Source organism: Brucella sp. 22210 (assembly GCF_052045675.1).
Taxonomy (GTDB): domain Bacteria; phylum Pseudomonadota; class Alphaproteobacteria; order Rhizobiales; family Rhizobiaceae; genus Brucella.
On sequence record NZ_JBQEPD010000061.1, the window covers coordinates 1 to 10908 of the forward strand.

A 10908-nucleotide genomic window follows, 5' to 3' on the forward strand; every position below is an offset into this window, starting at 1 on the left:
AGTTCATAGCGGTGACGTGACATCAAAGACCTCCAAATCCTAGGCCTTTGAATCACTAATACATTCAAATAACTAGCCTATTTATGAGTGCACAGCCTAGTGCTATGCCGCGTATCTGGTAACTCCGTGATACACTGTTATTGACCGTTCATGCACTTGAGGGTAACGCAAGCGAGAAGTGCATCATCACGTTACTATCCGCAAGTTTTGCGCGCCATCTGGATTGACTTAGATCATGCCGACCGCACTGGCTGTGCCGGTGGCCAGCAGGCCGCCAATAATCGGCGTCGCAACCGGCACCCAGGCATAGGCCCAGTCCGATCCGCCCTTGCCTGGGATCGGCACTAACGCATGCGCGATGCGCGGGCCAAGATCACGAGCTGGGTTGATGGCATAACCAGTCGGTCCGCCAAGCGAAACGCCGAGCGCCCAGACGAGAAGACCAACCATCAATGGGCCGAGAACACCTCCGGCTCCAACAGCCTTAGCGCCAATCGCGATCACGACGAAGACAAGCACGAAAGTGCCGATGATTTCGGTCACACAGTTGGCCGGAATGTTCCGGATTGCCGGGGCTGTGCAGAACACACCAAGTTTCAGCGTCTTATCCGTGGTCGGCTTCCAGTGCGGCAGATAGGCAAGATAGACAAGCACTGCTCCAACAAAAGCGCCCAGCAATTGCGTGGCTATATAGGGATCAACACCATCGTGCCGAGAAATTCCCCTAAAAAACCACTTGTCATAAGCTTGTCCTGAAAAATTAGTTTGCAGAAATCCATCCGGCGGACGCGTCATGCCCCACGTCCTGCCAAAAAAGTTTAGTAATTCTCTGTTCTGCTCAGTCAACGACCGAGTTCCAACGTTAATCCACCCAGTTCAGGGAGCGCTGAACCGCCTTTTCCCATGAGGCGAACAGGCGTTCACGCTCCTTCTTCGGCATCTTCGGATGCCAGCGATGGCCGACCTGCCAGTTTTCGACAACGTCTTCCATGGATTTCCAGTAGCCGACGGCAAGACCAGCCGAGTAAGCCGCACCCAGCGCCGTGGTCTCCACGATCTTGGGGCGGACCACCGGAACATCCAGAATGTCGGCCTGAAACTGCATGACGAATTCATTGACAGTCATGCCGCCATCGGCGCGCAGTTCACCTATCTCCACGCCGGAATCCTTCACCATGGCTTCCAGCACCTCGCGCACCTGATAGCAGCTTGCTTCCAGTGCCGCGCGGGCAATATGAGCCTTATTGGCAAAGCGCGTCAGCCCGGCAATGACGCCGCGCGCAGACGATTCCCAATGCGGCGCATAAAGACCGGAAAATGCCGGGACGAAATAGACATCGCCATTGTCATCGACAGTACGGGCAAGCGTTTCGATATCGCTGCTGTTGCGGATGATACCGAGATTATCGCGCAGCCATTGCACCAGTGCGCCGGTAATGGCGATGGAGCCTTCCAGCGCATAGGACGGCGGGGCATCGCCGATCTTATAGGCAACGGTGGTCAGCAGGCCGTAATCGGATGAAACGAGCTTGTCACCCGTATTCATCAGCATGAAGCAGCCCGTGCCATAGGTATTCTTGGCCGCACCGGGCTCAAGACAGGCCTGACCGAACAGCGCTGCCTGCTGGTCACCCAGAATTCCCGCAAGCTGCACGCCACGCAGGGACCGAACCGAAATTTCTCCATAAACCTCGCTCGATGAGCGGATTTCCGGCAGACAGGCGCGGGGAATATGGAAGAGATCCAGAATTTCCCGATCCCATTGCAGGCTTGCAATATCCATCAGCTGCGTGCGCGAGGCATTGGTGACATCGGTAATGTGGATGCCGCCATCCGGCCCGCCGGTCAGGTTCCAGGCCAGCCATGTATCGATAGTGCCAAACAGCGCCTCACCTGCTTCGGCCTTTTGGCGAGCGTCCGGGACATTGTCGAGAATCCAGCGCAATTTCAGTCCGGCGAAATAGGTAGTGATCGGGAGCCCAGTCCGGGCGCGAAGACGATCCGCACCGCCATTTTTCGTATATTGCGCCACTAAATCAGCGGTGCGCGTATCCATCCAGACAAGCGCATTATAAAGCGGCTGGCCGGTCGCCTTGTCCCAGAGCAGCGTCGTCTCGCGCTGATTGGTAATGCCGATCGCGGCGATATCCGCCGCCGTCAGCTTGGCCTTCTTCAACGCTTCCGCGACGACGTGCTGCGTGTTACGCCAGATTTCAAGCGGGTTGTGTTCCACCCAGCCGGCCTTTGGATAAATCTGCTCATGCTCGCGCTGATCCATAGCGATGACATCGCACAGATGATCGAAAATGATGCAGCGCGTGCTGGTGGTTCCCTGATCGATGGAACAGATAAATGGCTTTGTCCTCAAAGTACCTCTCCCGTCGATATCGCTTTGTGAACGACCTTCAGCTTACAGCTGGTGATGAAAAGTGCCTCTTGTCCTCAGCATCCCTTCTGAGGCCATATCCGTAATCTCTGGCGCGATCTGGTGCCATTCGATCGGGCTCCTTTTCGAATGCAAAAGATCGCACCTGGAATGGACCCCATACATGATGAGAGACAATCGCATGGCTTGTGCCAAATGCTCGCCCAGGACAGCAGGCCCAAACGCCGTCTCTGGCTACATACTGTCCAATGACAGCATCAGGATTTTAATCCGGATTATCGGCAAGAGAGAGAAGCCTTCTCCAGGCTACTTATTTTTTCAGTCTTGCGTTTTGACAATGTTCTCGCTGCCAGAGAGGCGGCATATAGATTTAGTCGGGAATAGACACCGAATCCGGAACCATTGTCCAGGAAGCCTCCGCCTGGGCCTTCGGTATCCGTAAGGATTTGATTTGCCTCCTCCAGGGTCAGCGAGGGATAGGCTGATGTCAGTAGATAACCTGCTTCCGGCGCAAGCTTGTTTACGTCTTCATTCACGCCGTAATTTTGAGGATACACGACGGGCAAATTATAAGTCTGCGTCACATCATATGCAGCCTGATTTTGAGCCGGATCGCTGAAACGACCGGTGTCTTCTGCTGCGCAGTCCACAATCGGGTTACCACAACCCGCCACAAGTGCTGCAACCACATCTTCGCGTGCAGCCATAAGCGCTGCTTGATAGTCCTTAATTGCCGGCGCGCCACTTACCGTCTGCCCCATATATAGAGGGTCATTAGCCAACAGATGTGCGAGATCAAATGTTGCCAACGTTCGACCGCCGAGAACATCCATAGCGTAATGCGCTCCCATAATGATGCGGTTATTGCCATATTCCGATCCCCGCGCGATCATTTGTGGATAGCGTTCCGGTACGAGGATGGCCAACAAGATAGCCCCCGCATATCCATAGGTACTGTGCCCGCTGGGAAAAGAAGGGCTATTGCTTAGATTCATAACCGGCCCACGATTATAGACCACATTATTGGCAGGCACTCCAAAATAGTCCCGCCCGACGATCGGAAGAATACCCGGCACGGTCTGGAATGGACGAGAATCGCCGAAGGCATCGGCTCCCTGGGTTCCGGCAGGAAGGCCATAGCTCAGGCCGAACACGTCGGCTATCCCGCCAATCCGCTTGAGAATATCAAGTCCTTCTGCGGAAACAGCCGTCTTGCCGTCGATCGTGGCATTGGCAAAGAAATACTTGGCCATATTGGCATCGGATGCGGTGATCGCATCAGTGTAAGCGATAAGATCCGCCACTTTTGTAGAAATATTTGTGAAATGTTCGCTGTCCCGGTAATGAGCTCGAGCGATATAGGCTCCGGCAAGTGTCGTGCCCAAGCCGTCCGCAAGTCCGACCAGATTGCCTTTTGTGATAAAGGCATCTCGCAAAGCTTGCTGTTGCTGTTCAGGAAAAGGCAACAATGTAGGCTGACGCAAATTATTGGTTTGTATGCCACCTGTAACAACATAATTGGATGCTAAAGCAGCATTCCCGCTCTGCGTCTTACCCAACACGGTCACAGGCGAGAGCCCCTTCAGGGCAGCCATATTTGTTACTGTTTGAGCCTGTCCTGATCCTCCACTCACAAGACATAGAGCTAAGGCAATTGCAGGCGAAACCAGGAAGCGCATGACTTCGTTCCTTTCCTAAATTCCTTTGCGAGCAGCCTGGATTACAAGGATCCCATTATCGAAAACCCTGCATGTCCGTCCTCGCCAAATCATTGGTCACAATAAAATTCGATCAAACATCAGTTCGCGTTTAGAGCGCCAGATCGTATGGCAGGATTTTACCAATCCATAATATCTTCAATAATCCAATAACGGGCCGATCCCACTCTATCTATAAACAACACAGGCATTGATCAGACGTATCTTCAGCTCGACCAAAAAATTCCACTTGCCTCGAGCACGAAGGGTTCACCCAGGAGGAAAGGCACAAAGCTCGACGCGACGAGATTGACCTTCCCAGCTGTTGCATAGGCCAAAAAACAACGCAAAACATCTTCAAGCCAGCTAAAATAGACGACAAAAACTGCATCCGGTTACAATTGGATGTTCGACAATTTAGCCCCCCTGACTACTATTTCGGTAGTGAGGTACAATACTTGCATATTTAAATTACGTAAAAAGTGCTCCTGCGATGACTGTCGGCTTTTTCTCTCTCGCCAAATCTGATTTCGAGTACCGTCAGCACCCATAATGTTGTCTGTATAAATCCTGGACACAATGAAGGGGCCGATGGGACCATCTATTAATTCGCAGAATGCCGACTTACGATCCTGTTTCCGTTCTTCCTGAAGCCCTGTCCTGCGACAGAAGGAACAACGCCAACCACATATTGGTACTGCTTTATACTACGCTGGCCAGGCTGTCGACTCATAACTTTGTCACCACTTTATCGCGGTGGCGAGATAGTTTGCCGGGCTTTTGTCGCCGACGCCAACATCATTCGTTACCGACGTCCGCGCGTCTGGCGCCTTCGTCAGTGCGATCACAACAGAAAGAACCAGTCTCGCAAATTTTTAAATCTCCTGAGCTTTTCCCCTCTACTTTAGACAGACAGGATCTACTCTACTCCCTTTCAAAATGGAGGGCTTCTGTCAGCGCGTGATCAAAAGTGGCATAGCTGTGCAATAATGGCGATTTGCGAGTACCGACGCGGAGCGCGTAGTTAAGGGAGGTGAGCACCGGAATTTTACTTTCCCCGTTTTGACCATATTTTCCATTTGGTTTTTCAGGAGATGCTCATCACAGGAAAGAGCCAACCTCGGGTCGTGTGCTGGAGGGGCGAAACCCTCCCCCGCTCTTTTTGAAGTGGAAGACGCAAAAAATCTGCCGCCATCCCGAATGGATAGCGGTTATATCGTCGTAACAATGCCGTTGGATCGAGGGCAGAGCAGCCACTGGCGACGGTCGATCAATCTCCCATGCGCGGATTGGATACCGCAGGAACATTTTCATTGCTGTTTGCTGGCACTCCGCACAGGCGCCGAGCCGAAATTCGTGAACGGGTCGAAGAGCCACCGCTACTGATGTCCTTTGTTCTCTGGATGCGACGCAGGCGCCGCTACCGCGCAGTTACCCGTCACAGACTCAAGATTTTCATTCATTTCCTCAGTCAACAAATGGCAGTAATTGACAGAAAGCAGAGCTGTTCCGCCTAATGCAAGCATTCCCGAACCAAGCCGTTGCAGCTTGCCGTTGCGTGCCTGGAGTGCGAGAACAAACCGGCAATTGCCCGATGTGTTACAAGTACCGCTATTCTGGCTCAAAATCCACAGACCGACCGGAGTGGCAATGCGCGAGGTGTAAAGATCTGGCAACCGCAACGGGGAGCCAAATGGAGCAAAATCGGCTGAATTCGTCCATATCCCGTCCGGATCGCGAGTGAAGCGGAAGAAAGCAAGATTGCGCCTAAAATTGTGCCGTTCATTAAAAGTATCCGCTGAAAATCTGATGAATTAAAATCGACTCTTTGAATGTGTTCCATCGAACCGCAATCTGGTCTTTGGCCACGTTGATAATCCGATCGGGTGAGGCTAAAGCGGGGACTAATCGCGCTGACTGCGGATTTCCCATCCCATAGCTTCTAGTGGCTTCCATATAAAGAACGTCATAATGCATGGCCCCAGAGCCAACCCGAACAGAGCCCGCGAATGTCCAAGAGGGCCATATGGCAATATATTCGTATGAAAAATAAGCTTGAAGACCGCTCCATCGGCCGCGAGAAACAAAATTGCACTAATAAGCGTGGTCAAAGTAATGGAAACTGACATAAGAAAGCCAAAAGCGCCCACAATCCACATGAGAATAAGGATTGCAACACGTGGATTAACTGCGTTATCGTTATGTAGATCGTTGTCAATTTGCATTTTTTTTCCTGAAATAACCGACAGATAAGTCACATTGCGGTCTGTATGCAAAGTGGCGTCGGTGAAAGTCTTAATTCGTTATCCTTCGGCCAGGGGGCTTACAGGGTGTCAGCGGATATATTTATACGATTCAAAATTGGAAATGTTGCTTTTGCCAATGGGGCGGGAATGTTGAACAAATACGGCTTTTCAAAGGCACTTAAACCACCAGGTTCCCACAGGGGCAGTATCAAAATCGCGCAATAGGCAATAGGTTGTATGATCGTCCAGGGATAGGTGCGCGCGCTGTTTAGCCTGGCCATTGCCTTGATGGAAAGCAAAAAAACGACGCGAATGGCTAGTGGTCGCCCCAAAAGAATGTCACAGTCTGTCTGCCATGCGGACCATCCCGAAAGCCCCTCCTCTATGACGCCGCCGAGCTCGGTCACGCCGGTTCTGAACATCTCGCCTCAAACACTTCGGCTTTAGAGCGCGTTTTGTCTGATTGAATCAGATCACGCTCCGGTTCCTTGTCTTAACACACATCTTTTCCGATCAAAGCAGGATCCGAAATCAGTCCAGTGGACTGATTTCTCTGCGGAGGTGTTTCACACTTTTCGGCATACGCTCTAATGGCTGGCACATGACAAGCGGCTTGCCCGCTATTGATGAGGGGGTGCGTTGGAAAAATTCGACCCGCGCTCCTGTTCCATGCGCAACTTCCTCTCTCTACAGCCGCTCCGACCCCATTTTCGCTGATATCGAACTCCTTCACACAAGGCGCTCTTTGCAAAACATCCTATATTCCACGTCATCTGGCGTTTCAGCGTGAACCTGCTTTTCAAGCTGGTTAAGCTGCTCATAAAACCTGAGCGCCGATTTCCGGGGGATCCACTCTCTTTTTTCTTCCTTCCCGGGCTTCGACAAAACATCGTCTGGATTGCTGCCGCCATGGATGGCCTTGCCGTATAGGCCAATGGTCCTCACGCATCATCGCATCCGGGATGGAGCCCCAAAAACAAATAGTTAGGGTGGTTCTGCCGATTTAGCCCGCTCTAGCCCCTCATAATATCTTGGGAGCACCCCCTGATGTTTTGCATGGGTCTGGACAAGTGCCTGCGCGAGACTGGAAGATTATTGTGAACGACCAATTCAAAAAGTGCATGACGTTTACAGTGGTTCCTATATAAATACCCGCAAAGTTTACGCGCTTCTGCGGATATAATTATATTATATAATTCAAATATTGAGGCCCCTTTGAAAGCAAACACAACTCTATTTATCGTCCTCGCCATGGCGCTCGGTATAATAACAGGATGGGGCGTTCACAATTTTTTTGCCCCGGACCAGGCCAACGCCATCGCTGCGCAACTCAACCTTATAACGGATCTATTCCTCAGACTTATCAAAATGATTATCGCTCCTTTGGTCTTTTCGACCCTGGTGACGGGAATTGCCCATATGGAAGATATAGCTTCCGTTGGACGTATCGGCGCTAAAGCCATGCTTTGGTTTCTGAGCGCATCTTTGGCATCGCTGCTTGTGGGCCTTATAATGGTTCAACTTCTCAAACCCGGCATCGGCCTCGACTTGATACCGATCAACCCGGAAGGCAATTTACCGGTTGCTTCTACAAATGCTTTTTCAATAAGTGCGTTTATTACACATTTAGTGCCGATTTCGATTTTTGATGCACTGGCGCGTAACGAAATTCTACAAATCGTTGTGTTTTCGCTATTTGTCGGCAGCGCCGTTTCAGCCCTCGATAATAAGACACCCGCCGTATTGCATCTTGTTGAGCAGGTCGCAGCCATCATGCTTAAGGTCACCGAGTTTATTATGAGACTGGCACCCCTCTCGATCTTTGCAGCGCTCGCTTCTGCAATTGCAACGCAAGGTGCAGGCTTGCTGGCCACTTATGCCAAATTCGTTCTGGGGTTCTACCTCGCGATGTTCGTCCTGTGGCTGTTGCTTTTTCTTGCAGCATTCACCGTGCTTGGGCGAAATGCTACCAGGCTATTCTCCGAAATCCGCGCGCCCGTTTTACTCGCCTTCTCCACTGCAAGCTCGGAAGCGGCCTATTCACGGCTTCTCGAAATTTTGCCAAATGCCGGCATTCGTCGCCGCATCGTGAATTTCGTTCTGCCGCTTGGGTATTCATTCAACCTCGATGGATCAATGATTTATTGTACCTTCGGTGCATTGTTTATAATGCAGGCTCACGGCATAGAGCTTAGCTTACATCAACAAATTTTTATGGTCGCTCTGCTTATGATCACCTCGAAAGGAATGGCGGGCATTCCGCGCACCTCTCTCGTGGTGATTATGGCGACTTTAACGTATTTCGGACTACCTGAAACCTGGATTGCCCTGGTTCTTGGCGTCGATCACCTCCTCGACATGGGGCGCTCTGCCACAAATGTCATCGGTAATTCGGTTGCCGCAGCGGTCGTCGACAAATGGGAAAGAAAAGATCATGCGCAAGATGGTCAAACAGCCCTTTGAGGTCGAGTTCCACAACCCGGGCGAGTTCCACGGCACTCCGACGGCATTGAACGCCGATTTGCCCGGTCTGTACCCGTAGGTGCCTGGAAAAAGTCAGGTTCCAAATCCGGCGCGATTATGTGCCTGATCACCATTTGTGCGATCCGGACGCTAACCGTTGGTACCTAAAAAACTCTTTCGCCTCCGTTCTTCTTTGAAAAGAAGATAGCGCGGACCGGCCGCGGAAGACAGGCCAGGAAGCGCTTGAGGTGGTGACCTGATGTGGTGGACGGCTCTCCCTTATGTGACTTTCGACAGCCACACTTTGGCATATTACGTTGCCGGGAGCGGAGGCCGTCCACCACATCAGGTCAGTGGAAATATGAACAGCGTCAAAGACCCGTCACCATCTTGTCCCATGGGATCCTGCTATTCCTGTGCGACGATTTCATCGGGCAGACACTATTAAGGCCAAAGTCGGATATTTTTTATGGGAAACGCAACATAAAAATGAGCCGTCAGGTCGATCATTGCGATTTTTCCAAAGGCCCTCGCAGTCGCTACAGCGCGATTTAAATTACGCGCTCCTGTTCCGGCCCGCGCCGACTGCGCCGGCACAAGCGCGGCAGCCACGAGATAGAGACGTTCAGCCGGTCGCATCATCAGACGCGACGCGGTTGAAGGCAGGGATGGCGCGCATTCTACCGAAGTCTGCCCAGACGCCAGGTGCCGAACCTTTGGCTGGATGGCAAGATCGCGACACCTCGTACATGAAGAGCGACGTATCCGAAGCCATACCTGACATCGCTCTCGTCATCAGGCCCATTGCTCAATTTAGCAATTTCTAAAAACGCTTTTACGTTTATTTTTCTTTTTGAATGCTTGAATAACCATACCGTCGGCTACCAGGGATAATAACGCAAGAATTCCCCTCCACTAAATGTATTCTTTTAGAATCGGACAGCTTTCCGCAAAGGCGAGACGTTAAATCTATAATAGATCCAAATTCCCAAAACCCTTTAATATTTACAATTTCATAACCGAAAAACAGGCTGACATCACCAATATAACCTATCGCCCATCCAATATTCATATATAGACCATTACATGCCGAAATAAAATTTTCTAAAAACCCAAAACTTCCAGAATTAGAGCATTTAAACGCCACCAAACCTACACTCCTTATTCCAAGTCTTTTTAAATAATGCGCAAACTCATAACCATTACAGTAAAAACTATCCATTGCAATTTTACTATCTTTAGTTCCATTGCAAACTATGATTAGCTTCGTATCAAAATCGCAACTTCCTTTTAAAATACAACATTTTAATTCATTATATCCTTTCTCACTCTTATTTGCGAAACAACACTCGTTCGGCACACTGTAACGGCGTTTATAGTAATCTGCCGCCTCAACCAAATATTCATTATCAACATCGGATAAAATAATAAAAACTTTATTCCACTTCAATAGTTGACGCTCCTTGGGTTAACAAATAATCATACATAATTTGGTCTGGACTGAAATCGCCCAACATGACTTTGCCAGACGGGACTTGCGCTATGCAAGGTGTGATATCGGCTTGAGCCTTACCTTTCGATCACATACCCATAAAATAGTTTGCGGTTTGCATGGTTTTTGATTCTCATGTCCGTTTTCAAGAGTTGTGGCATAGTTTTTCGCTTCGCTTTTTGAGCGCAGAGAGCATTATATGCTGCCGGATCCGAGACCCAAATCTTCCACCCAAATTTTTTGGTAGAGTCCGTCACAGCAAAGAGACGGACGGGGTGAAGCGGGTACGATTTACGGACGAGCAGATCATCGGAATGTCGAAGGAGCAGGAGACGGCCGATGTGAAGCGAGATGTGGTGGCTTATGCCTGCAAAGAGCATGAAACCGACCTCAAACCGCACCTTAAAGAGAACCATTTCGCTTCGTTCAATTATCCATTTATTGTCGATAGTTTCTGAGCCTGGTTCCTTCAATCAGATTCCAGAAAAAGGGAGCAATCCCCTCACCCTGCCTCGCACTCTTAAAGCCTGTTCCAAAAAGGGTTGAGCGATTACAGCAGGTTATGATTCAATCGGATTGCTTACATTCGATGGAGCTCACGATGACCTGGACTGAAACCGCTCG

At 50.4% G+C, this 10908-nt stretch carries 9 protein-coding genes; 2 read left to right on the forward strand and 7 right to left on the reverse strand.

Features of this window, described 5'->3' with window-relative positions; translation table 11 throughout:
• Positions 1 to 228 precede the first annotated feature (228 nt).
• The 5 genes from ACTJKP_RS25205 to ACTJKP_RS25225 all read right to left on the reverse strand — a co-directional run bounded on the left by ACTJKP_RS25205 (position 229) and on the right by ACTJKP_RS25225 (position 6751).
• On the reverse strand, positions 229 to 795 hold the full coding sequence (locus ACTJKP_RS25205; protein ID WP_440632625.1) for an MIP/aquaporin family protein: 567 nt from the start codon (positions 793 to 795) through the stop codon (positions 229 to 231).
• A gap of 67 nt (positions 796 to 862) precedes the next feature.
• On the reverse strand, positions 863 to 2368 hold the full coding sequence (glpK, locus tag ACTJKP_RS25210) for a glycerol kinase GlpK (protein ID WP_440632626.1): 1506 nt from the start codon (positions 2366 to 2368) through the stop codon (positions 863 to 865).
• A gap of 293 nt (positions 2369 to 2661) precedes the next feature.
• A complete protein-coding gene (locus ACTJKP_RS25215; protein ID WP_440632627.1) occupies positions 2662 to 4065 on the reverse strand; it encodes a phosphatase PAP2 family protein in 1404 nt (467 codons plus the stop codon).
• Between the two features lie 1922 nt (positions 4066 to 5987).
• Positions 5988 to 6308 carry a hypothetical protein gene (locus tag ACTJKP_RS25220; protein ID WP_440632628.1) on the reverse strand — a complete coding sequence of 107 codons (321 nt, stop codon included), beginning with the start codon at positions 6306 to 6308 and terminating at the stop codon, positions 5988 to 5990.
• A 98-nt stretch (positions 6309 to 6406) separates the two neighbouring features.
• Positions 6407 to 6751, reverse strand: coding sequence for a hypothetical protein (locus tag ACTJKP_RS25225; protein ID WP_440632629.1), 345 nt, complete (start codon positions 6749 to 6751; stop codon positions 6407 to 6409).
• A 793-nt stretch (positions 6752 to 7544) separates the two neighbouring features.
• On the opposite strand from ACTJKP_RS25225, the gene ACTJKP_RS25230 reads away from it, so the two are divergent.
• Entirely contained in the window at positions 7545 to 8792 is a 1248-nt protein-coding gene (locus tag ACTJKP_RS25230) for a dicarboxylate/amino acid:cation symporter (RefSeq protein ID WP_440632630.1), read from the forward strand.
• A 625-nt stretch (positions 8793 to 9417) separates the two neighbouring features.
• On the opposite strand, the gene ACTJKP_RS25235 is transcribed toward ACTJKP_RS25230, so the two are convergent.
• Positions 9418 to 9588, reverse strand: coding sequence for a hypothetical protein (locus ACTJKP_RS25235; protein ID WP_440632631.1), 171 nt, complete (start codon positions 9586 to 9588; stop codon positions 9418 to 9420).
• A 45-nt stretch (positions 9589 to 9633) separates the two neighbouring features.
• Positions 9634 to 10242, reverse strand: a complete 609-nt coding sequence (locus ACTJKP_RS25240; protein ID WP_440632632.1) for a hypothetical protein — start codon at positions 10240 to 10242, stop codon at positions 9634 to 9636.
• Positions 10243 to 10403: 161 nt separating this feature from the next.
• Between ACTJKP_RS25240 and ACTJKP_RS25245 the strand changes: the two genes are divergently transcribed.
• Positions 10404 to 10742, forward strand: coding sequence for a hypothetical protein (locus ACTJKP_RS25245; protein WP_440632633.1), 339 nt, complete (start codon positions 10404 to 10406; stop codon positions 10740 to 10742).
• Positions 10743 to 10908 lie beyond the last annotated feature (166 nt).

Excerpts from the sequence above, each read along its gene's own strand:
- ACTJKP_RS25205 (WP_440632625.1), bottom strand. The coding sequence starts at position 795 with ATGACGCGTCCGCCGGATGGATTTCTGCAAACTAATTTTTCAGGACAA.
- ACTJKP_RS25245 (WP_440632633.1), top strand. The coding sequence starts at position 10,404 with ATGGTTTTTGATTCTCATGTCCGTTTTCAAGAGTTGTGGCATAGTTTT.
- ACTJKP_RS25225 (WP_440632629.1), bottom strand. The coding sequence starts at position 6,751 with ATGTTCAGAACCGGCGTGACCGAGCTCGGCGGCGTCATAGAGGAGGGG.
- ACTJKP_RS25235 (WP_440632631.1), bottom strand. The coding sequence starts at position 9,588 with ATGACGAGAGCGATGTCAGGTATGGCTTCGGATACGTCGCTCTTCATG.
- ACTJKP_RS25215 (WP_440632627.1), bottom strand. The coding sequence starts at position 4,065 with ATGCGCTTCCTGGTTTCGCCTGCAATTGCCTTAGCTCTATGTCTTGTG.
- ACTJKP_RS25220 (WP_440632628.1), bottom strand. The coding sequence starts at position 6,308 with ATGCAAATTGACAACGATCTACATAACGATAACGCAGTTAATCCACGT.